Below are 21,306 nucleotides of genomic sequence, written 5' to 3'. Positions count from 1 at the left end.
GACACGGGAGAGTAGGTCGCCGCCAGGTCCGCCCGTAACAGGTATAAACTTCACGTATGCCAGAACAAAAAAACGCCCCTCGGCCCAAAGCCAGGGGCGTTTTTTGTTTAAGCGGCCTTTGCGGAAAGCCCCACCGTAATCCGGTTGGGGCTTTTTTGCTGACCAGACCCTGTCGATATTATTCTTCAGGTGACGGATTTTCTCGGATTCCGCATTGCCTGGCGTCGCCACTGCAATGCAGTGGTGCCTGTCCAGCGCTTGAAAGCACGGGAGAAGCTGGCCGGCTCCTGAAAGCCCAGCATGTCGGCGATCTGTTCCACCGTCAGCATCGACCGCTGCAACAGATCGCAGGCCCGTTGCTGCCGCACCTGGTCCAGGATGGTGCCGAATGCCAATCCCTGTTCGGCCAGCCGTCGATGCAATGTGCGCTCCGACACGGCCAGATGCCTCGCCGTTTCGATCGCACTCGGGAAATTCCGCGAGGAGCGGACCAGCACGGCATAGACCCGGGCCACAAAGGGATCGTTGACCTGGGCTTGACCGATCAACTGTGTACACATGCGCTGGTATGTCTCTTCCAGCAGGGGGCTGCCCATGGGCAGAGGGTCTTCACCGATACCCGGCTTGAACACCCACCGGGTCCGCGCCTGACCGAAGCGAACAGTCACGCCCAGCAGTTTTTCACAATCCAGCCAGTTGGGCGGGCGGACCAGCACGCTTTCAATCCGTTCCAGCGGGAAGGGCTGCTGGCGCATGTCATGCAGGAACATGGTCGCCGATCCCAGGGCACGTTCATGCAGGAATTCCCAGACGTCCGGCGGGGCCATGCTGTCATCGGCCACCATGGCGACCGGCTGATCGCCGTCCATCTCCACCCGGTAGATCATCAGCGAGTAGGTCAGGGCCTGGAACGCATCCAGCACGCGCAACCCCTCGGCGATATTGGCGGCGGCCATGACCGCCAGTCCCAGCGGGCCATAGGACATCAGCCGGTAACGCATCCCGGTCTTCAGCCACAGCCCCGGCACATGCCGGGTCGCCGCGGCGAAGACCTGCTGGAAGCGCAATTCCTCCGGCCCGCTGACCTCTCCATGCGGATCATGGGCCAGGATCGGGTCCAGACCCGCCTGACGGAACAGCGGCACCAGGGGAATGCCAACCTCCGTCAAGATTGCCGCCATGATCCGGATGCTTTGGTTTGACAGGCGGACTGTCAGCAGGGAATCACTGCGCATGGATATCCTCGGCGGCGACAAGGGGATGGCAGTTAAAGACAATTTATTGGCGGTTCCGGCCATTCTTTTTTCTGCGTTCCCGGTGGAATATTCTCTTGCCAAATAACCGCCCCCAGCGAAGAGGGGCGAGGCCAGGGAGGAAAATCAGATGGATCAGCGTTTGTCGCTGCCGCAGGATGGCGCCAATGGCGGCCCACGGCCCTTTGCAGGTTGGGACAACCCGCCATCCGTGCGGTTGGGCCCCCTGGGGGCCGAGCCGGCCTTGCCGCCGACCGTGGCCGCGCTGCGGGAGAGCCTGCACGGGCTGGCCGATAAGGTTATGCGGCCCATCGGCCGCCAGCTGGACCGATTGACGGCGGAGCAGGTGATCGACAAGGGCTCCCGCTATTGGGAATTCCGCCGTGAATATGCCAGGCTGGGCATCGATGTGGCCGGTCTGGCGGATTTTCCGGCCGAGGAATTGCCGGCGCTGTTCACGGTGCTGTTTGAGGAACTGGGCTGGGGTGATGCCGGCCTGGCCATCTCCGTCGGGGCCGGCATGCTGCCGCACTATATGGCGGCGAAATACGGCAACAGCTTCGTTGCCAAGACCTATCCCGAGACCATGACCGGCTGCTGGGGCATCACGGAACCGGACCATGGTTCCGACATGCTGGACACCACCGGCGCCATTGCCCATGCGCGGGGCAGATACGGCCAGCCCAACTGTCTGGCCCGGATCGGCGACGGCAAGGTCACCATCCGGGGCCAGAAATCGGCCTGGGTATCCAACGGCCCCATTGCCGACCTCTGCATCCTTTACTGCATGGCGGAGACCGGTGATGGCACTGTCGATCCGTCGCGTGGTGCCGTGCTGGTCGTGCCGCTGGACGCGCCCGGCGTGTCGAAGGGCAAGCCCCTGGAAAAGATGGGACAACGTGCCTTGCCGCAGGGGGAACTGTTCTTCGACAATGTCGAACTGGACATCGACCATCTGCTGCTGGGACCGGAGGATTACAAGAAGGGCGTCTATGCCATCCATACGGAGGCCAATGCCCTGATGGGCGCCACCTTCACGGGCTGCGCGCGGGCGGCCTATGAACTGGCCTTTGCCTATGCGCACGAGCGCAAGCAGGGCGGGGTGCCCATCATCCGCCACCAGGACGTGGCCAAGCGCCTGTTCCATATGGCGCGCAAGGTGGAATTGTCACGCGCCATCACGCGGCGGGTGACGACATTCAACATGATGAACGACCAGCCGGCCCTGCAGGCTGCCATGTTCGCCAAGGTCACCGCCACCCAGCATGCAGTCGACGTGGCCAGCGATGCCGTGCAGATGTTCGGCGGCAATGGCGTCACCCTGGAATACCCGGTGGAAAAGATTTTTCGCGATGCGCGTTCGTCCCTGATCGAGGATGGGTGCAACGAGATTCTGTCCATCAAGGGCGGGACATTGATGGTCGATCCGGACCTGCTCCCCGCGACGGTGTGATGTAGGGACCCGTTTCCCCCTGCCCTCCGGCCCTGAAGCGGCGGGAGGGCGGGGGCGGGCTGCCGCGCGACTGCGGCGCCGCCATCCTGTGATCGTTTCCCAAAAGAACCATCGGACCTTCAAGAAGGATTCCGCACATGAAGCAGCACGCCCTTATCGCCGGCGTGGGCATGACGCCGTTCGGCCGGCATCTGGACCGGACATTGTCCAGTCTGGCGCATCAGGCCATCCAGGAGGCGCTTGACGATGCCGGCATCGATATCGGACGCATTCAGGCCGTCTGGGCCGGCAATGCCGGTGCCGGCCTTGTCACGGGACAGGCCTGCATCGCGGGACAGGTGGCTCTGCGTGGTCTGGGCCTGGGTGGGGTGCCTGTCGTCAATGTCGAAAATGCCTGTGCCACGGCTTCCACGGCGTTCCAGCAGGCGGCCAGCATGGTCACTCTCGGCGCCTATGATGTGGTCCTGGCCTTCGGGGTGGAGAAGCTCTATCACGAGGACAAGGAACGGCCCATGCGCGTCTATATGGGCGCCACCGATGTCGACCATCCCGAACAACTGGATGCCTATCTGACGGGTGACCTGTCGGATGCGGACAAGGCTGTCGCGCCAAAGGATCGACGGTCAGTGTTCATGGACATCTATGCCCGCATGGCCCGCGATTACATGGCGGCCAGTGGCGCGACGCAGCGGGATTTCGCTGCCGTATCGGCCAAGAATTCCCGCCATGGCGCCCTGAACCCCCTGGCGCAGTTCCGCGAGGAACTGACGGTGGAACAGGTGCTGGCAGCGCGGCCCATCTCCTTCCCGCTGACCCTGCCCATGTGCTCGCCCATCGGTGACGGGGCCGCGGCGGCCGTGATCGTTTCCGCAAGGGCCGCCGCCCAGTTGGGCCTGGCGACGCCGGTCCATATCCGCAGTTCGGTTCTGAACAGCGGCTTCGACCCGGTGTCCGGTCGCGCATCGGTGACCACGGAAACGGCGGACAACGCCTTTGCCCTGGCCGGGATCACGCCGGATGAGATCGACTGTCTGGAACTGCACGACGCCACCGCCCCGGCGGAACTGATCTATTACGAAGCTTTGGGGCTGTGCCCGCCGGGGGGCGGGCCGGATCTGCTGCGCAGCGGGGCCACGACCTTTGGCGGCAGGATTGTCGTCAACCCGTCGGGCGGGCTTGTGCGCAAGGGTCACCCCATCGGTGCCACCGGCCTGGCCCAGATTTTCGAACTGACGCGGCAATTGCAGGGCCGGGCCGGCGCCCGGCAGGTGGAGGGTGCCCGTGTGGCCGTAGCCGAGAATGGCGGCGGCTGGATTGGCAGCGACGCCGCCGCCATTGTCATGACGGTACTGTCCCGATGAGCGCGCTGCGATCCCCCTTGCAGATGGTGCTGGACGGCGTGGCGACCTATCCCGACCGCGATGTCCTGACCTTCGTGGATGTCCGGCCGGATGGAACGTTGGAAGATGAGGTGCGGACCTATGCCGGACTGCTGACCCGGGGGCGGGTCATGGCCGGTGCGCTGCGTGCCGCCGGGATGCAGGAGGGCGACGCCTTCGCCCTGGTCATGCGCAACCACCCGGAATTTGTCGATGCCATGGTGGCGTCGGAAATCGCGGGCACCGTGTTCGTGCCCATCGATCCGCGCACGAAAGGCAGCAAGCTGTCCTTCATGCTTCGCTTTGCCGATTGCCGGGGTGCCATTGTCACGTCCGATCTGGTGAGCGAACTGCGACCGCTGCTGCCCCGTTTGCCGCATCTGCGCTGGGTCTGGGTGCTGGGGGCGGGGGCTGCCGATGGCATCTTCCGGCCGCTGTCCGATGTGCTGTCCAAGGCGGAGCCGTGGGACGATCCACGCCCGCGCCCGCTGACGGACCCGATGCAGATGCTCTACACCTCCGGCACGACGGGCGATCCCAAGGCCATCCTGGCGCCCTATGCCCGCTTCGCCGGGGTGGCGGCGTTGGGGCCGGTCATCGGCCTGACGCCGGAGGACCGGCCCTATACCGGCCTGTCGCTGACGCATGCTAATGCCCAGTTGATCACCCTGGGCAATGCCCTGTCGATGGGGCTGCGGCTGGTGATCAGCCGACAATTCACCAAGTCACGCCTGTGGCCCATCCTGCACCGCTATGGCTGCACCATGTTCAACCTGCTGGGCGGCATGGCCACGGCCATCTTTGCGGAGCCGCCATCGGTTCATGACCGGGGGCACAAGGTCCGCTATGTGCTGAGTGCGGGCATGCCGGCGGCCATGTGGCGAGCGTTTGAAACGCGGTTTTCCCTGCGTGTCTTCGAGTTCTATGGTGCCGCGGAAGGCGGGCTGACCCTGAACCCGCCGGGCACCGGGCCCGTCGGTTCCATCGGCAAGGCACCGGCGGGCAGCATCTGCGCCATCCTGGACGAGGATTGCGTGGAAGTGCCGGCGGGCACGCAGGGCGAAATCTGTTTCCGCAACGAGGATGGCAGCGTCGCGCCCGTCGCCTATTTCTGCAACCCGGAAGCCGGAGCCGCGAAGATCCGCGGTGGCTGGTTCCATACGGGTGATGTCGGGTTCAAGGATGCCGATGGCTGGGTCTATTTCTGCTACCGGGCCGGTGACAGCATCCGCCGCAATGGCGACTTCATCAATGCCGTGGATATCGAGACGGCGGTCGCCAGCCTGCCAGATGTGGCGGATGTCCATGTCTATGGCGTTGCCACAGCAATGAACACGCCGGGTGAAAAGGAAGTTGTTGTCGCGCTGGTCCCGCAGCCGGGATGCGAATTCGATCCCGCCCGCATTTTCAGCCATTGTGCTGCGGCCCTGGGATCGACCAGCATACCCAGCTATGTCCAGCTGGTGGCGGAGATCCCCAAGACAGCGTCGGAAAAGCCACAGGCCCGGCACCTGATCGCCCTTCTGGGCGCCGATGACGCGGTCATTTTCAACAAGGAAGGGCCATGCACAGTGGCCGTGAACGGGAGGATGTCGAAATGAGCGCACCTGTCATCGTCTATGGGGCCAGCGGCTATACCGGCAAGCTGATCATGTGGCACCTGGCCGAAGCCCGCATTCCCTTCATCGCCGCCGGCCGCAGCCTGGAACGGCTGCGTGAGCAGGTGGCCCTGGTACCGGAGCTGGCCGGCGCGCAATATGAAATCCGCGCCGTGGCGCATGAGGAAGGGGCACTGGCCGAGCTGTTCCGGGGCGCCCGCGTCGTCTACAACGTCACCGGCCCCTTCATGCAGCTTGGCGATCCGGTCGTCCGTGCAGCGCTGGCTGCCGGCTGTCACTATCTGGACACTACGGGGGAAGCGGATTGGATGACCCATATCCGCGACAGCTATGGAGAGGCGTTCGCGGCCAAGGGCCTGCTGCTCTGCCCCGCATCGTCCTACATGTGGGCGGCCGGCAATATCGCGGCGGAAATCGCGCTGGAAACGCCGGGTGTGGACAGTCTGGATATCCTGTATCTGGCCGACAGCAACACGTCGGTCGCGTCGACCAAATCCTTCCTGCGCATGTGTACCAAGCCGCAATATTATCTGGAGCATAATGAGCTGGTCATGTGGCCCTATGCCACCGCCTATGATGTGCGGGGGCCGGACCAGCACCGGACCTTCAAGGCGTTGCCCTGGTCGGGCGGGGGAGAGCCGGTCTGGTACCAGCATGATCCGCGCGTCAGCAACTGTCTGACGCTGGTGGCCTTCAAGAACCAGGCGATGTTCGGCGCCGTGCTGTCGGTGTTGCAGGAGTTCGAGGAGAAATATCGCCACCTGCCCCTGGAGGAACAGGAACGGGTGACCAACGAACTGGGCGGCAACCTGACCAGCGTGGAACCGGGGCGGGAGGATCCCGACCGCAACCGTTCCGTCATCTCCTGCATCGGGCGCGGCAACATGACCGGCGTCTCCGTCGTGATGCGCGGCAACGCGCCCTACATGCAGACAGGCGCCCTGGCGGCGGAGGCATGCCGACGCATCCTGGACGGGCGGCTGCTGTCCAAGGGGTTCCAGTCACCGGCCAAGGCCATTGGCGCCCGCGCCATCCTGAATTGCTGGGGTGAGCGCGGCTATCACGCCTGGGAGGCGCGGGCGACGTAAGCGCGTCCGCTTTTCCCGCAGATACCCAAAACCGGACGCCCCGCCGCGCCCCCCATGTCGCGGCGAAAGGAGAACTGCGTCCCGGTCAAACGAACGAACGGGAGGTTTCAACCATGAAGGCATCTTTGAGGTCCGCCTCTGCCATGGCGCTGTTGCTGTCGCTGGCGGTTACCGCTTCCGCAGCCGCCCAGGAGGCGGTGACGCTGGACGAAATCGTGGTCACGGCGCAGAAGCGCGCCCAGAATTTGCAGGAAGTACCCGTGGCCGTATCGGCCGTCAGTTCCGACACGCTGCAAAGCCGGGGCATCACGGAGACGTCGGACCTGATGGGCGCGATGCCCAGCCTGCAGGTGACCACGCCCTATGGCCGCACCCAGCCCAATTTCTCCCTGCGCGGCATTTCGGTGGCCAACGAGTTCTCGGCCTCCACCGCATCGCCCGTCGGCGTCTATGTGGACGAGGTCTATCAGAGCTTCCGGGCCAGCCATGGCCAGCAGCTTTACGACCTGGACCGGGTGGAGGTGCTGCGCGGGCCGCAGGGCACGCTTTATGGCCGCAACACCACGGGCGGCGCCGTCAGCTTCTTCACCAAGCGCCCGTCGCTGCAGGGCAATGAAGGCCACCTGACCCTGGGCTACGGCAATTACGATACCAAGACGGCGGAAGGGGCAGTGGAAGCCACGCTGACGCCGGACAAGCTGGGTATCCGGCTGGCCGGCACCATCGCCAAGGGGGATGGCTGGCTGTACAATCCCGTGCAGAAGCGCGATATCGGCACCACCAATTCCGCCGCCGGCCGTGCCACCTTGCGCTGGCAGCCATCCGACGCGCTGGACGTCACCGTGAAACTGTTCGCGGCCCGCGACAACCCGGTGGCGGCCACGCCCTATGCCCAGGGACAGTTGAGCGGCGGCAAGGATGCACTGGGCTATTCCCGCTTCGATCCACAGCCCCTGCTGGGTGGCCGGAAGCTGGGTGAGGATGAGGTGGCGGCCGATCAGGGGGGCAACTATTTCACCTCCTCGCGCGGCGGCTCGCTGACCGTGAATTACGACCTGTCGGACGCGCTGTCCCTGACCTCGATCACCGGGTATGACACGGGCAAATACCGCAACGCGCCGTTCGACTGCGACGGCTCGCCCAACGATCTCTGTTCCATCCGCTATTATTCCTCCAGCAAGAACTTCAACCAGGATATGCGCCTGGCCTATGAAGGGGACGGGATCAACGTCATCGGCGGCGCCTATTACGGGCAGGATCAGGTCTATACCCATAATCAGCCGGACTTCTTCGGCGTGCTGCGCCCCCTGCTGCTGGGGGCGGGCTTGCCGGGGTCCTATGGCAACCCGGCCATCGCCACACCGGACAGCATCGGCATTGTCCCGGCCTTTGCCGTCAATCCCAGCCTGAAACCCGGCGATGCCGGATTCTGTGCCCCCGTCACCGTCAATCCCAAGGGATTCCTGGATGCCCGCTCGCTGATCGCGCTGCTGGCTGACATCGCCGCCAACAATGACAGTGGCGGCGGCTTCGGCGGGGCGATCTCGGCGGCCTGTCGCACTGCCGGCGCCCCGCCGTTCGCCCCCATCCTGGGCGATCAGTATTTCACGGTGAAGCGCCCGTCCAAGGCCATCTATGGCGATGTCAGCATCGATCTGACCGAAGACCTGAAACTGGCTGTGGGCCTGCGCTATACCTGGGACAAGGTGAAATACCTGAATGGCCGCACCACCATCCTGGACCTGGCCGGCAAGAACATCATCGCCAGCACCATTCCCTATTCCTACCCCTATAACGGGTCGCTGCAGGCGGTGAACCAGACGGAGAGCGCCAACCGGCTGACCGGCCGCGCCAACCTGTCCTATGATTTCACCGACGAGATCATGGGCTATGTCAATTACAGCCGCGGCTACCGGTCCGGCAGCTTCAACGGCTTGGCATACCAGGGCCTGAACCAGGTCTATTACATCCACCCCGAGAAGGTGGACGCCTACGAGACGGGCCTGAAGACGCGCCTGTTCGATCGGCGGGTACAGCTGAACCTGTCCGGCTTCTATTACGATTACGCCAATCACCAGGTGACGCAGATCATCGGCGCCACCGCCTTCACCCGCAGCGCCAACGGCAGGCTGTATGGCGGGGAGGCCGAACTGACGGTGCAGGCGGCGGACGATCTGCGTCTGGATGCGACGCTGGGCCTGTTGAACACCAAGTACAAAGGCAACCGCATCGATCCGACCAATCCGGCCAGCCCCACCATCAATGTGAACGGCAACCCGTTCCCCAATGCGCCGAAAACCACCTTCTCCGGCGGGTTCGACTGGGACATCGCCAGCTTCGGGCCGGGCGACCTGAAGCTGCGCGGGGATACGTCCTATATGGGCAAGTATTACTTCGACCCGTTCAAAGATTACGGACAAAGCCCGTGCGACAGGCCGGCCCCTGGTTCAAACGTTTTGCAGGCTGGTCCGGCCATCGCCTGCGGTAATCCGGGCTATTGGCTGTTCAATGCCCGCCTGGGCTATGACACGCCGGACTGGTCGGTGGCTCTTTGGGGCAAGAACCTGACCAACAAATATTATTACAATTATGGGCTGAACATCAGCATATTTGGCCTGGACTACCTGAACCGGGGCATGCCCCGCACCTATGGCGTCGAATTCACGGCGCGGTTCTGAAGCGGGGGAGCGGGAACATGAACAGGTTCCAGGACAGGGTCGTTTTGGTGACAGGGGCGGCCAATGGTATCGGCCTGGCCGCGGTGGCGGAGTTTGCAAGGGAAGGGGCGGTGGTTATCGCCAGCGACCTGGATGAAGGGGCGCTGGGTCGCGCCCTGGCCCCCTTGCGCACGGCCGGCGGCCGCGTTGACGGCATCATCCAGGACGTCACGGATGAGGCGGCGTGGGATGCAACCGTCGCCACCATCATCCGGCAGCACGGGCATCTGGATGTGCTGGTCAATAATGCCGGCATCGGCATCATGGCCGATGCGGAACATTCCAGTCTGGATGTCTGGCGCAAGACCATGCAGGTCAATCTGGAAGGCGTCTTCCTGGGCACCCGTGCCGCCATCCGGGCCATGAAGCTGCGCGGCGGCGCCATTGTGAATGTCGCTTCCATCGCCGCCAATGTCGGGGAGCCGCTGCTGGCGGCCTATAACGCCTCCAAAGGCGGGGTGTCGCAACTGACCAAGGCGGCTGCCCTGCATTGTGCCGCCGAAGGTTACCCCATCCGCATCAATTCCCTGCACCCCGGCTACACGGTCACGCGGCTGGTTACCGATGCCGTCGCCAGCCTGGGCAACGACGCCGCGGCCTTCTCCGCTTCGGTGCTGTCCAAGATCCCGCTGGGCCGGATGGCCGACCCGCGGGAGATTGCGCGGCCGCTGCTGTTCCTGGCCAGCGACGATGCCAGCTACATGATGGGTTCCGAACTGGTGGTCGATGGCGGCTATCTGGCGGCGTGAGGGAGGACGTGATGGAAGCGGAACTGCGCGGTACCTGGCTTTATGATGCCCATGTGGATCTGGGTACGCCGATCATGGTCGGGCCCACGCCGGAAGGGGTGCGGGCCATTTTCCCCGTGACGGGTGGTCGGCTGGAAGGGCCGCGCCTGAAGGGGCGGTTTCTGCCCCACGGTGGGGACTGGGCCCGCATCCGGGGCGACGGGTCCATCGTGCTGGATGTGCGGGCCCTGGTGGAAACCGACGACGGCGCCCTGATCCATCTGACCTATGGCGGGCGGCTGGTCATCCCGGCGGAAATCCAGGCCCAGGTGCTGGATCTGGCCAACCCGGAACCGATATCCGGCGACCGTTATTATTTCCGGACCCTGCCATTGTTCGAAACGGCCAGCCCACAGCATGCCTGGCTGAACGGCATCTGCGCGGTCGGGATCGGCCGGGTGGTTACCGGCGGGGTCGCCTATCGCGTCTTCGCTATCGATTGACCACATGAAAGCAAAAGGGGGAGGGAAAGCCATGGTCGATGCTGTCATTGCCACCGTGCCGGAGCGTGAGCCGGTACCCGCCTGGGCCCGGCTGATGCTTTGGATACACAAGCATCTGATCTTCGAAGCGGCGGGCCGGCCGCGCATCAAGATTGCCACGGCGGTGAATTTTCACAAGATCGCCACCGTCTTCATCATCTACGCCATGATGGACCATTACGGGAATTTCAGCACCGGCGCCTGGGTCTATCTCTCCCTGCACGGGGTCTATGGCTATTGCTGGCTGATCAAGGATCTGGGGTTCCGCGACCATCAGCTGGACCGGGATACGGCCTGGTGGGGTGCGCTGAACATGTACCTGCTGCTGGTGGCTTGGTACTGGCTGATCCCCTGGCTTTTCATCTCCCGGCAGGTGGACCCCTCAGGACCGGTCCTGGCCGCGGCCGTGGCGCTGCATACCCTGGGCGTGGTGACCATGATCGCTGCCGACGGCCAGCGGCATTTCACCTTGAAGCATAAAAGCGGTTTGTTCACGGGCGGGCTCTACGCCTATACCCGCAACCCCAACTATCTGGGCGAGATCATGCTCTATTCAGCCTTCGCCCTGCTGGCCGACCATTGGCTGGCCTGGGCCATTGTCGGCTGGGCCACCGTTTCCACCTTTCTGCCGCGCATGTACCAGAAGGATCATGCCATTTCCCGGCATCCCGGCTGGGCGGAATACAAGGCCCGGACCGGCTTGCTGATCCCGTGGGGATTGCTGAACGGCCGCGCCCTTGTTGAACGGTTGCGCCGCACCTGACCTGAACATCCGCCCCCCCAAGGAGAATGGCAATGTCCGATTTTCCAGCCATCCTGGTCGACCGCGACCAGGACGGACAGCAGCACGCGTCCTTTACGCGCCTGTCGCCCGCCGATCTGCCGGACGGTGATGTCACCGTCGCGGTGGATTATTCCACCCTGAACTATAAGGATGGCCTGTTGCTGACGGGGGCCATTCCGCTGATCCAGCGCTTCCCGATGGTGCCAGGCATTGATCTGGCCGGCGTGGTCATGGAAAGCCGCGATCCGCGCTGGCGGCCGGGGGATCGGGTCATCGCCAATGGCTGGGGCCTGGGGGAGCGGCATTGGGGCGGCTATGCCGGCCTGGCGCGTGTCAGCGGCGACTGGCTGGTTCCCTGTCCGGCGGCATTCACGACGCGTCAGGCGATGGCCATCGGCACGGCGGGCTATGCCGCCATGCTGTGCGTGCTGGCGCTGGAACGACAGGGAGTGCGGCCCGGCAGCGGTGATGTACTGGTCACCGGGGCCAGCGGCGGCGTTGGCTCGATTGCCATCGCCCTGTTGTCGCGCCTGGGGCACCGCGTCGTCGCCTCCACCGGCCGACCGCAGGAAGCGGACTATCTGCGCCATCTGGGTGCGGCGGACATCATCGAGCGTGGGGCATTGTCCAGCCCCGGCGCGCCGATGCAGGCGGAACGCTGGGCCGCTGCCATCGATACGGCGGGCAGCCACACCCTGGCCAATATCTGCGCCAGCCTGCGCTATGGTGGTGTGGTGGCGGCCACCGGCATTGCCCAGGGCGTCGATCTGCAAGCCAGCATGCTGCCGCTGGTGCTGCGCAATGTGACCCTGTGCGGTGTGGACAGCGTCATGGCGCCGGCCGCGCTGCGCCGGCAGGCCTGGGATCGGTTGTCGACAGACCTTGACCCCTGCCTGCTGGAAACAATGCAGACGGAGACCACCCTCGCCGATCTGCTGTCCCTGGCCCCCGACATTCTGTCCGGGCGGATCAAGGGACGGGTCATCGTCCGGGTGGGCGATTGCGGGACGCCCGAGCGCACGGATCACCCATGACGATGATGTGATGCAGGGATTGCAGGCGATGGCGGCCGTGGCTGGCAGCCATCGCCGGACCCGAAATATGGGTGGCCACCATCCCTGACAACCTCGATCTCAGAAATATCCCCAAGCCACCCAGGTCAGGTCTGACTGTCCGGTCCAAACGGGGGCCAGTTCAGTGATGACGGCACCTGCTGGCGATGACGCTATCCCTGCCAGCCGATGCTGAAGGTCACCCGTCTTGGGCGCAGCGGTGTCGCCTGCGGGCCGGCGGGAAGGGTGAAGGGGTTCCCATACGCGAACTGGTTGGCATTGCTGTTCAGCATATTGTCGACGGCAAGCCCCATGGACCAGCCGTCGGACCAGTCCAGCCTTACCCGTCCGTTCACCAGATCGATCGGGCCCTGGGGCAACTCGTTGCCGAATGTCAGGTGGGTGCGCCCCGTATGGGTGTAGTCCAGGGCCGCCAGCAGATGGGTGCCGTCTGCGACCGCCCCTTGCCAGGACAGGCTGGCGCTGCCGCTGGAATGGGCTGCACCGGGCAGGCCGCCTTCAATCCTGGCGGTGAAATCGGGGTCGACGCGTGTCAGTTCCGGGTCGTTCAGGATCAGCGTCGCCGTCAGGCGCCACGGACCCAGATGCAGGCGCGGTGAGATTTCGATACCGGTATTGCTGCCATCGCCGGCATTGGTGGTAACCGTCAGCCCGTCGGCACGCAGCTGGTCGGTCTGAATGTTCCGCCACCGTGCATGGAAGATCGCGCCCTCCAGCATCAGGCGCCCCTGCCAGAACGAGAGCCGGGTTCCCAGCTCATAGTTCCACAACTCGTCGGTATGGAAGCGGGCGGTTCGGTAATCGTCGGCGGTGCCTGAGCCCGCTTCTTCGATATTGATACCGCCTGGACGGTATCCTTCCGTCATCTGGGCGTAAAAACTGGTGTGCTCCCCGGGGTGCCAGGTCAAGGCCAGCTTGGGCGTATAGTCGGTTTCCCGTGTATAGCCTTCCGCCTCCGCGATGGACGATGCCGGTGCCAGCGCCGTCGCTTCCACCTCCTGCGCCACATGAAACAGGCGACCGCCGGCCGTCAGTGTCCAATCCGGCTGGAAGCGCCAGGCGACCTCGCCAAAAAACGCCGCCTCGTTCACCTCGTCGTCCCGGTCACGACGCCACAAATTCGTGCCGGGATCGCTCACTTTGGCCAGGCGACGGCTGGATTGCGCGGTCTGGTGCGATAGATAAAGCCCGGCCAGCCAGCTGAAGACGGGGTCCTCATCGCCCTTGCTGGTCAGCCGCGTCTCATGGGTCCATAGCCGGGACAGCTGCGCTTCTTGGAACAGGGCGGGCTGAACCGGCACGCCGGCAAGGGCTGGCAGCGCGGCGCCGGCATCGTAGAAACTGTCGATCTCATGCCGAACGAAGGCGGTGGTGCTGTGCAGGTCGGCAAAGGACAGGTCGCCGGTCAGGGTGACATGCGCCTCGTCGAAGTCATTGTCATGCGGTTCCGGCAGTTGCGCAGCACGGGTGCAGCAGCCGCGACGGCCCTGGATGTAATGGCTGTCATCCGTGTCGATCAGCTGATAGGTACCGCCCAGTTCCAGGCGCCAGTCCTCCTTCGGAACAAAAGCCAACAGCAGGCGGCCGCCTTGCGTGTCGGTGCGGTCGATATTGCGCCGTCCGCCCTGCGTATCGATCACGCCTCCTTCCCGGTCGGCATAGAGCGCCAATCGCAGGCCCAGCCGGTCGGTCAGCAATGGCTGGTTCAACACGGCCTCCACCTCGCCGCCTGCTGCGCCCCCCCGGGTCAGGCTGCCGGAAAGACGGGCCTGTGCCGTACGTTCTGACAAATCGGGTGCCGCTGGCACAATGCGCAGGATGCCACCGATGGACCCACCGCCATAAAGCGTCCCCTGTGGGCCCCGCAGCACCTCCACCCTGTCCACATCGATCAGATGCAGATGCGGATCGGGTGCGTTGTAATTGACCTTGGCATTGTCAAGGTACAGCCCGACGGTCGCTTGCGTCTGGCCGGTAAAGGTGCTGTCGGACAGGCCGCGAATGGCCAGCTTGTTGCGGCCGGGCCCCAGATGCGTGCTGCCTACCCCGCCCAGAAGCGGAAGGGCGGCGTCCGGATCGGATGTGCCGAGACGGGTCAGGTCAGCGGCCGTCAACAGGCCCAGGGCAACGGGAAGGTCCACAGGGTCGGCGCCGCGCTTCGTCGCCGTGACGATGATGGGGGCGACGGCAGCGGCCGTGCCATGATCGGCTGGCGGCCGTACCGTCGGCGGTGGCAGCGCTTCCAGGCGATACGCATCGGGACCGACCCTGCGGAATCCCAGGCCCGTCCCGGCCAGCAGCCGCTTCAACGCCTGTTCGGGTGTCAGGGTACCGGTCGCTCCGGCCGTCTGTCGGCCTGCCAGCGGCTGGTCGCCGCCGACTGAGATGCCGGTCTGCCGCGACAGGTCGGCCAACGCCGTGGCAAGGGGACCGGCGGAAACAGAGACGCCCGTCTCCGCCGCCAGGCTAGGCGAGACGGACAGCAAAGCGGCGAGAAAGGAGACAGACAGAAGACGCAAGGTGAGGGACCGTCAGCGGCGGATCGACAACACGAAGCTATCACCTTGGCGACTGACAACAATGGGCAGCAGCCCCCGCAGCGTCTCCAACAAGGCCGTCTGATCCCCATCCAGGCGCAGGACACCAGAGAAATGCAGGTCTGCGGCGGCCCCCTCTGCCCGCATGGGCAGGGGGTAATGGCGGGAAAGCTCGGCCAGTACTGCCGGCAGCGGCGCATTGTCGAAGGACAGGCGGCCTTCTGTCCAGTCGGTGGCCGCCTGGGCGTCGACAGAGATGACGGCACCGGGCGCGTGGCCCTGCCGGGCCGTGATCTGCTGTCCCGGCGTCAGGCGGACCTTCGATCCGCCATCTCGATCGCCGACATCAACCAGCCCACGCGTGACGGTGACCGTCACCGACCGGTCCAGGTTCCGGACGTTGAAGGCCGTGCCCACCACCGTCACCAGCCGTTCGTCGGCGGCGACGGTAAAGGGCCGGGCGGCGTCCTTCGCGACGTCGAACAGGGCTTCACCCTGTTCCAACACCACCGCACGGTGGTTGTCGGAAAGGGCGACGGACAGGCGCGTGCCGGAATTGAGGATGACGCTGGACCCGTCGGCCAGTTTCACCGTTCGGCGCTGACCGTGCGTGGTTTCGAATATCTGCGGGGTCGGTGCCGTATCGTATCGGCTGGTCAAGGTCACTGCCAGCACGGCCGCTGCGGCGGCGGCCGCCGCCCCCAGGAACCCGCGCCGCGACAGGTTCGCCGGCGCCGGCATGGGCTTGCGCCTGCTGTTCAGATCAATGATGCCCGCATCCCCGGGCCGATCGGGCAGCACAGACAATTGCCGCCACAGGCCTTCCACCTGGTTGTAGGCGTCGCGGTGGGTGGGGTCAGCCTCCAGCCATTCGGTGAATGCCAGCCACACTGCCTGTTCGGCATCACCCTGCAGGCGGGCGTGCCAATCCGCCGCCTGCTCCAGGCGGGGATCAAGGGGTGTTTCGGGCGGGTGATTCACCATGGGTCAGCTTCTGCTTCTGGCTCTGTCCTGTTGACGTCACCGACGGGGGCGTACCCCACATCGGGATGAAATTTTTTTCATTCAAGCCGGCGACCCAGCCGTTTCAACAGGTTCTTCATGGCTGCCGCCATGTGCTTTTCCACCGCACTTCGGGAAATGCCAAGAATGGCGGCCACTTCCGCATGCGGGCGACCCTGAAGCTTATGCATTTCGAACACGCGCCGACCCTGGGGGGGCAGGGCGTCGATGGCATCGCGCAGCAGGCGCAATTCCTGACGCCCGGTCACCACATCCTCTGCGGTCGGGGCCTCCGCGATCGGTTCCGGCCCTTCCACCAGCGCATTCGCCGACAGCCAGGCCCCATCGCGGGCGGCCGCGCGTGAACCGCTGCGCTGGCGATCAAATGCCAGATTCATGGCCATGCGGTTCAGGAAAGCGGGCACGTTCTGCACGTCCCGGCCGTCATCGGGCAGGCTCGTCAGCCTCTCGTACATCTCCTGTACGATATCTTCCGCCTCCGCAGCGTTGCCCGTACGCGCCGTCAACAGCCGCAGCAGGAAGGCGCGGTGCTCCAGATAGGATGCGACCAGGGGGGCGGGCGAAGCGATGGTGGGAACCTGAGCTCAACGGGCGATGCCCTTCGATATAGTCCCAGGGCTGCGACCGATCAATGCGGTATGCCGTTTCAGACACAGCGCCGAAAATTTTTCTGTTCGCACCTGCGGTCCGCTGCGGACGGCGCCGTCGTTCCAATGAAGGCCGGTCGATCCGGCCGAACCAACCGGCGGAGCGACGCCTGTGATTGTAATGCTGATGCGTGATGAGGATGGTGTGCAGGGCTGCCTGCGGTTTGACGCCGAACGGCTGGGCGGCCTCACGCGGTGCCGGCCGGCGGTCGTGGCCATCACCCACCATTTCGCCCCGGAACGCCGGCGGGTGGAGGCGATGATCCGCCACACCTATGCGCAGACCTATGGTGGTGACATTGCCGTCACCTATCCGATGTTGATGAGCCTGCGCGATGCCGATGACCGCATCCTGGCCGGCGTGGGCTTCCGCCCGGCCGCGACAGGCCGGCTGTTTCTGGAAACCTATCTGGACCAGCCGGTAGAGGCCTTGATCCCGGGCGCTGCGCCGCGGGAAGCCATTGTGGAAATCGGCAATCTGGCTGCGGCGGAAACCGGCGCGTCCTATCTGCTGTTCATGGCCATGGCTGCCTATCTGCACGGCCAGGGGTTTGAAAAGGCGGTGGTCACCGCTACCCGTCCCCTGCGCCGCCTGTTCCGGTGCATCGGTTTCGACACGCAGGAACTGGGGCGTGCCACGCCGGATCGCATCGGTCCGGCTGCCGCAGCCTGGGGCAGTTACTACGCCAATGATCCACGCATCGTCTGCGGCAATGTCACCTTCGGTGCCGACTGCCTGGACCGCTTCCTGGCTGGCGATGCACGGGAGGTGCTGCCGGCCCGCCCAACCTTTTCCCGTCTGCATCCCGCCATCATGGCGACAGAGGTAACCGCATGAGCCGCGTTCTTTCCGCCATTCGCCAGCAAGATCCCGGTCGGCCCGCCGTCAACGACTGGACCTATGGCGCCCTTGCCGGTGCCGTTGACAAGCTGGCTGCCGAACTTGGTGACCTGATCGGCACCGGCGTCCGCCCGGTGGCGATAGAGGCCGGCAACGCCGCCGCCTGGGTGTTGCTTGACCTGGCCTTGTTGTCGCTGGGCATGCCATCCCTGCCGTTGCCCGGCTTCTTCACCCCCGACCAGCGCCAGCATGCGCTGGCGGATGCCGGTGCCGGCTGGTTGGTCACCGACCGCGCCGGTGACGGCGGTGACATTTTGCGCGTGGGTGGTGAGACACTTTATCTCCACCGCCTGGACCATGAGCCGGCGACGTTGCCGGCGGGGACCGCCAAGATCACCTACACGTCCGGCACGACGGGCGCACCCAAGGGTGTCTGTCTGTCCGCCAGCGGCCTGGAGCAGGTGGCGGAATCCCTGGTGCAGGCGATCGGTCGCGGTTACGCGGGCCGCCATGTCGCCATCCTGCCATTGCCGGTTCTGCTTGAGAATGTTGCCGGGCTGTACAGCACGCTGCTGGCCGGTGGGCACTATCTGGCGGCGGCGCCGGCCGCGCTGGGCCTTGATGAACCGTTCCGGCCGGATTTCGCCCGGCTGCTGTCGGCATTATCTGCCATGCGGGCCAACAGCGTCATCCTGGTGCCGGAGTTGCTGCGCGGTCTGATGGCCGCCATGTCGCAGGGACGGTGCAGCCTGCCGGACCTGACGCTGGTTGCCGTGGGCGGGGCGCGTGTGGCGCCGGCCCTGCTGTCACAGGCGGCGATGTTGGGTCTGCCCGTGTACCAGGGCTATGGCCTGTCGGAGTGCGGTTCGGTGGTGGCTTTGAACACCCCTGCCGCCAATCGCGTGGGCAGCGTCGGGCGCGTGCTGCCGCACCTTGATTTGGAGATCGACCCGACCACCAGCGAGGTCAGCGTCAATAATCACGCCTTCCTGGGCTATGTCGGCGGTGACGCCGCTCCGGCCCGTATCGCCACGGCCGATCTGGGCGTCATGGACGCTGACGGCTTCCTGTCCATTCAGGGGCGGTCGCGCAACATCATCATCAATGCTTTCGGCCGCAATATCGCACCTGAATGGGTCGAAGCCGAGCTGACCGCCCAGCCGGAGGTCCTGCAGGCGGTGCTGTTCGGTGACGGGCAGGCGGAACTGACAGCACTGGTCGTACCCAGCCGGTGGGGCCAGGAACCCGCCGCCCTGTCACTGGCCATCGCCAGGGCCAATGGCGCGCTGCCGCCCTATGCCCGCGTCGCCCGATGGCACGTCGTACCCGCCTTCACGCCGATGAACGGCCAGTTAACCCCCAACGGCCGCGCGCGCCGCGATCGGATCGCCGCCGCCCATGCCGCCCTGCTTTCCGCGAATGAGGATGAAGCCCCCATGCCCCAACCCTTCTTCGACCGTCTGGTAACGGAGACGGAGCCGGCGCGCCTGGCCCTGCTGTCCGTACCCCAGATTCAGGATGGACTGACCGGCCGCATCAGCCTGGAAACCTACATCGCCTATCTGACAGAGGCTTACCACCATGTGAAGCACACGGTCCCACTGATGCGGGCGGCGCGTGCGCATCTGCGCCCCGGCCAGGAATGGCTGATCCCCGCCCTTGAAGAATATATCGAGGAGGAGGAGGGGCACGAGGAATGGATCCTCAACGATATCCGCCATGCTGGCGGTGATGCCGAGGCCGTCCGCCACGGCACGCCGCGCGCGGCAACGCAAGCCATGGTGGACGAGGCCTATCGTTTCATCCGGGAGGAGAATGCCGCCGGCTTTTTCGGCATGGTCTATGTGCTGGAAGGCACCAGCACGGCCATCGCCACCCACGGGGCCGATGCGGTGCGCCTGTCCCTGAACCTGCCGAAAAGCTGCTTCTCCTATCTGACCAGCCATGGGGCGCTGGATATCCAGCATATGGAATTCTTCCGCAACTTGATGAACCAGGTCACCGATCCACGCGATCAGCAGGCGATTGTGACCATGGCGAACTGTGTCTTCGGCCTGTTCGCGGGGCTGTTCCGTGCCATCCCCCATCATCGGACCGAGGATGTGCGCCATGTCGCATGAAGACAATCTGGAAGGGCGCGTCGTTCTGGTCACCGGCGGGGCCGGTGGGATCGGATCGCCGCTGGTCAGCCTGTTGCGTCATCACGGCGCGATCGTCACCACCTTGGGGCGGGGCGAGATGCCGGGACGGCATATCCGCGCCGATCTGTCGACGCTGGCCGGCATAGCGACCGCCGCGGAGCAGGCCCGTCTGCTGGCACCGCAAATGTTGTTCAATGTCGCCGGCCGGCAATATTTCGGACCGTTCGAAGGGCAGCGACCCGCCGATCTGCTGGGCGATTACATGGTCAATCTGGTGGCGCCGGTCACGATGGCGCAGGCGGTATTGCCCGTGATGAAACAGCGCGGGCGGGGGCACATCGTCAATGTCGGGTCCGTCTTCGGGTCCATCGCCTTTGCGCATTTCGCCGGCTATTCCAGCGCCAAGGCCGGGCTGCGGGGTTTCAGCCAGGCCTTGCGGCGGGAGGTCAGGGGAACGGGCGTCACCGTCTGCCACGTTGCGCCGCGCGCGGTGCGCACGGGCTTTAACGGACCGTTGGTCCAGCGGTTCGCGCAACTGACCGGGATGACCCAGGACGACCCCATCCTGGTGGCCCGCCGCATCCTTGCGGCGGCACAGGCCGGCAGGGCCGAAACCGTCATCGGCTGGCCCGAAGCCATCTTTACCCGCCTGAATGCGCTGTTCCCCGGTTTGATTGACCGGGCGCTGGCGCGCAATGACGCCAAGGCCGCCAGCCTGTTCACAACGAATGCCGCCAATGTCGGCACCGCCACCATCAATTCGATCCGGGAGGAAACCCATGTACGTTGACAGGAAACTGATCCTTGCCACCCTGTCCCTGCTGCTGGCCGGCACCGCGCTGGCATCCGCCGATCCCGCCATGGATGCGAAGATCGCAGAATTGCAGGCCGGTTGGGCCCATGTGAAGTACGAGGTGAAGGGGGAGGACGCGCAGCTTGCCGGGATGGAGGGACTGGCCAACCAGGCCAGAACAGTGACCAGTGCCTATCCCGACAAGGCGGAGCCCCTGATCTGGGAGGCGATCATCCTGTCGTCGGAGGCCGGCGTCAAAGGCGGCATGGGGGCCCTGTCGCTGGTGAAGGAAGCAAAGACCAAGCTGGAAGCTGCGGAAAAAATTGATCCGACGGCCTTGGACGGGTCGGTGAATACCTCTCTGGGCAGCCTTTATTATCAGGTGCCCGGCTTCCCCATCGGCTTTGGCAGCGACAAGAAAGCCAAGGCCTATCTGGAAAAGGCGCTGGCCCAGAATCCCGATGGGATCGATCCCAACTATTTTTATGGCGATTTCCTGTTCCGGCAGGGTGAATATGCTCAGGCGCGCGACGTGCTGAACCATGCGCTGGCGGCAGCCCCGCGCCCGGGGCGTGAGGTCGCCGATGCCGGCCGGCGCGAGGAAATCCAGGCCGTGCTGGCCAAACTGGAAGCCAAGCTGGCCAAACGCTGACAACGCATGGCAGGGCCCGGGGGCCGGGCCCTGCCT

At 64.9% G+C, this 21,306-nt stretch carries 17 protein-coding genes; 13 read left to right on the top strand and 4 right to left on the bottom strand.

Annotation, left to right across the window (positions count from 1 at the left end; translation table 11 throughout):
- Positions 1-185 precede the first annotated feature (185 nt).
- The gene (locus ACODTW_RS14045; protein WP_488946641.1) at positions 186-1,181 is read right to left on the bottom strand and encodes an AraC family transcriptional regulator; all 996 of its coding nucleotides are present in this window, start codon (positions 1,179-1,181) and stop codon (positions 186-188) included.
- A gap of 202 nt (positions 1,182-1,383) precedes the next feature.
- Here ACODTW_RS14045 and ACODTW_RS14040 point away from each other — a divergent pair, with 202 nt between their 5' ends.
- From ACODTW_RS14040 to acuI, 9 genes are all read left to right on the top strand, one after another.
- On the top strand, positions 1,384-2,706 hold the full coding sequence (locus tag ACODTW_RS14040; RefSeq protein WP_488946640.1) for an acyl-CoA dehydrogenase family protein: 1,323 nt from the start codon (positions 1,384-1,386) through the stop codon (positions 2,704-2,706).
- A 137-nt stretch (positions 2,707-2,843) separates the two neighbouring features.
- Positions 2,844-4,067 (top strand): thiolase family protein, encoded by a 1,224-nt coding sequence (locus ACODTW_RS14035; protein ID WP_488946639.1) that lies wholly within the window; start codon positions 2,844-2,846, stop codon positions 4,065-4,067.
- Positions 4,064-5,686 carry an AMP-binding protein gene (locus tag ACODTW_RS14030; RefSeq protein WP_488946638.1) on the top strand — a complete coding sequence of 541 codons (1,623 nt, stop codon included), beginning with the start codon at positions 4,064-4,066 and terminating at the stop codon, positions 5,684-5,686. The genes ACODTW_RS14035 and ACODTW_RS14030 overlap by 4 nt, the downstream gene beginning before the upstream one ends.
- Positions 5,650-6,792, top strand: a complete 1,143-nt coding sequence (locus tag ACODTW_RS14025; protein WP_488946637.1) for a saccharopine dehydrogenase family protein — start codon at positions 5,650-5,652, stop codon at positions 6,790-6,792. Before ACODTW_RS14030 ends, ACODTW_RS14025 begins: the two co-directional genes overlap by 37 nt.
- Before the next feature lie 113 nt (positions 6,793-6,905).
- Entirely contained in the window at positions 6,906-9,470 is a 2,565-nt protein-coding gene (locus ACODTW_RS14020; protein WP_488946636.1) for a TonB-dependent receptor, read from the top strand.
- Between the two features lie 17 nt (positions 9,471-9,487).
- Complete coding sequence (locus ACODTW_RS14015; RefSeq protein WP_488946635.1) at positions 9,488-10,258, top strand: SDR family oxidoreductase; 771 nt, start codon at positions 9,488-9,490, stop codon at positions 10,256-10,258.
- An 11-nt stretch (positions 10,259-10,269) separates the two neighbouring features.
- Positions 10,270-10,740 carry a DUF3237 domain-containing protein gene (locus ACODTW_RS14010; RefSeq protein WP_488946634.1) on the top strand — a complete coding sequence of 157 codons (471 nt, stop codon included), beginning with the start codon at positions 10,270-10,272 and terminating at the stop codon, positions 10,738-10,740.
- Positions 10,741-10,771: 31 nt separating this feature from the next.
- A complete protein-coding gene (locus ACODTW_RS14005) occupies positions 10,772-11,542 on the top strand; it encodes a methyltransferase family protein (RefSeq protein ID WP_488946633.1) in 771 nt (256 codons plus the stop codon).
- Between the two features lie 32 nt (positions 11,543-11,574).
- A complete protein-coding gene (gene acuI, locus ACODTW_RS14000) occupies positions 11,575-12,597 on the top strand; it encodes an acrylyl-CoA reductase (NADPH) (protein ID WP_488946632.1) in 1,023 nt (340 codons plus the stop codon).
- 191 nt (positions 12,598-12,788) lie between these two features.
- Here the strand turns inward: acuI and ACODTW_RS13995 are convergent, their stop codons facing one another.
- The 3 genes from ACODTW_RS13995 to ACODTW_RS13985 form a co-directional block, all read right to left on the bottom strand.
- Entirely contained in the window at positions 12,789-15,155 is a 2,367-nt protein-coding gene (locus ACODTW_RS13995; protein WP_488946631.1) for a TonB-dependent receptor, read from the bottom strand.
- 12 nt (positions 15,156-15,167) lie between these two features.
- Positions 15,168-16,157, bottom strand: coding sequence for a FecR family protein (locus ACODTW_RS13990; RefSeq protein ID WP_488946630.1), 990 nt, complete (start codon positions 16,155-16,157; stop codon positions 15,168-15,170).
- A 77-nt stretch (positions 16,158-16,234) separates the two neighbouring features.
- Positions 16,235-16,732 (bottom strand): RNA polymerase sigma factor, encoded by a 498-nt coding sequence (locus ACODTW_RS13985; protein ID WP_488946645.1) that lies wholly within the window; start codon positions 16,730-16,732, stop codon positions 16,235-16,237.
- A gap of 232 nt (positions 16,733-16,964) precedes the next feature.
- Between ACODTW_RS13985 and ACODTW_RS13980 the strand changes: the two genes are divergently transcribed.
- From ACODTW_RS13980 to ACODTW_RS13965, 4 genes are read left to right on the top strand one after another with little or no spacing between them, the layout of a single operon-like run.
- Positions 16,965-17,681, top strand: coding sequence for a thermostable hemolysin (locus tag ACODTW_RS13980; RefSeq protein WP_488946629.1), 717 nt, complete (start codon positions 16,965-16,967; stop codon positions 17,679-17,681).
- On the top strand, positions 17,678-19,804 hold the full coding sequence (locus tag ACODTW_RS13975; protein ID WP_488946628.1) for an AMP-binding protein: 2,127 nt from the start codon (positions 17,678-17,680) through the stop codon (positions 19,802-19,804). The genes ACODTW_RS13980 and ACODTW_RS13975 overlap by 4 nt, the downstream gene beginning before the upstream one ends.
- Entirely contained in the window at positions 19,794-20,615 is an 822-nt protein-coding gene (locus ACODTW_RS13970) for an SDR family NAD(P)-dependent oxidoreductase (RefSeq protein WP_488946627.1), read from the top strand. The genes ACODTW_RS13975 and ACODTW_RS13970 overlap by 11 nt, the downstream gene beginning before the upstream one ends.
- A complete protein-coding gene (locus ACODTW_RS13965) occupies positions 20,605-21,270 on the top strand; it encodes a tetratricopeptide repeat protein (protein ID WP_488946626.1) in 666 nt (221 codons plus the stop codon). Before ACODTW_RS13970 ends, ACODTW_RS13965 begins: the two co-directional genes overlap by 11 nt.
- Positions 21,271-21,306 lie beyond the last annotated feature (36 nt).

It is taken from the genome of Niveispirillum sp. FG148 (assembly GCF_057809655.1).
The sequence above is the reverse complement of the archived record's forward strand: the minus strand, read 5'-3'. Positions and strand labels throughout refer to the sequence as shown.

Coding starts and splice junctions, on each gene's coding strand:
- ACODTW_RS14045 (WP_488946641.1), bottom strand. CDS start 1,181: ATGGCGGCAATCTTGACGGAGGTTGGCATTCCCCTGGTGCCGCTGTTC.
- ACODTW_RS14040 (WP_488946640.1), top strand. CDS start 1,384: ATGGATCAGCGTTTGTCGCTGCCGCAGGATGGCGCCAATGGCGGCCCA.
- ACODTW_RS14035 (WP_488946639.1), top strand. CDS start 2,844: ATGAAGCAGCACGCCCTTATCGCCGGCGTGGGCATGACGCCGTTCGGC.
- ACODTW_RS14030 (WP_488946638.1), top strand. CDS start 4,064: ATGAGCGCGCTGCGATCCCCCTTGCAGATGGTGCTGGACGGCGTGGCG.
- ACODTW_RS14025 (WP_488946637.1), top strand. CDS start 5,650: ATGCACAGTGGCCGTGAACGGGAGGATGTCGAAATGAGCGCACCTGTC.
- ACODTW_RS14020 (WP_488946636.1), top strand. CDS start 6,906: ATGAAGGCATCTTTGAGGTCCGCCTCTGCCATGGCGCTGTTGCTGTCG.
- ACODTW_RS14015 (WP_488946635.1), top strand. CDS start 9,488: ATGAACAGGTTCCAGGACAGGGTCGTTTTGGTGACAGGGGCGGCCAAT.
- ACODTW_RS14010 (WP_488946634.1), top strand. CDS start 10,270: ATGGAAGCGGAACTGCGCGGTACCTGGCTTTATGATGCCCATGTGGAT.
- ACODTW_RS14005 (WP_488946633.1), top strand. CDS start 10,772: ATGGTCGATGCTGTCATTGCCACCGTGCCGGAGCGTGAGCCGGTACCC.
- acuI (WP_488946632.1), top strand. CDS start 11,575: ATGTCCGATTTTCCAGCCATCCTGGTCGACCGCGACCAGGACGGACAG.
- ACODTW_RS13990 (WP_488946630.1), bottom strand. CDS start 16,157: ATGGTGAATCACCCGCCCGAAACACCCCTTGATCCCCGCCTGGAGCAG.
- ACODTW_RS13980 (WP_488946629.1), top strand. CDS start 16,965: ATGCTGATGCGTGATGAGGATGGTGTGCAGGGCTGCCTGCGGTTTGAC.
- ACODTW_RS13975 (WP_488946628.1), top strand. CDS start 17,678: ATGAGCCGCGTTCTTTCCGCCATTCGCCAGCAAGATCCCGGTCGGCCC.
- ACODTW_RS13970 (WP_488946627.1), top strand. CDS start 19,794: ATGTCGCATGAAGACAATCTGGAAGGGCGCGTCGTTCTGGTCACCGGC.
- ACODTW_RS13965 (WP_488946626.1), top strand. CDS start 20,605: ATGTACGTTGACAGGAAACTGATCCTTGCCACCCTGTCCCTGCTGCTG.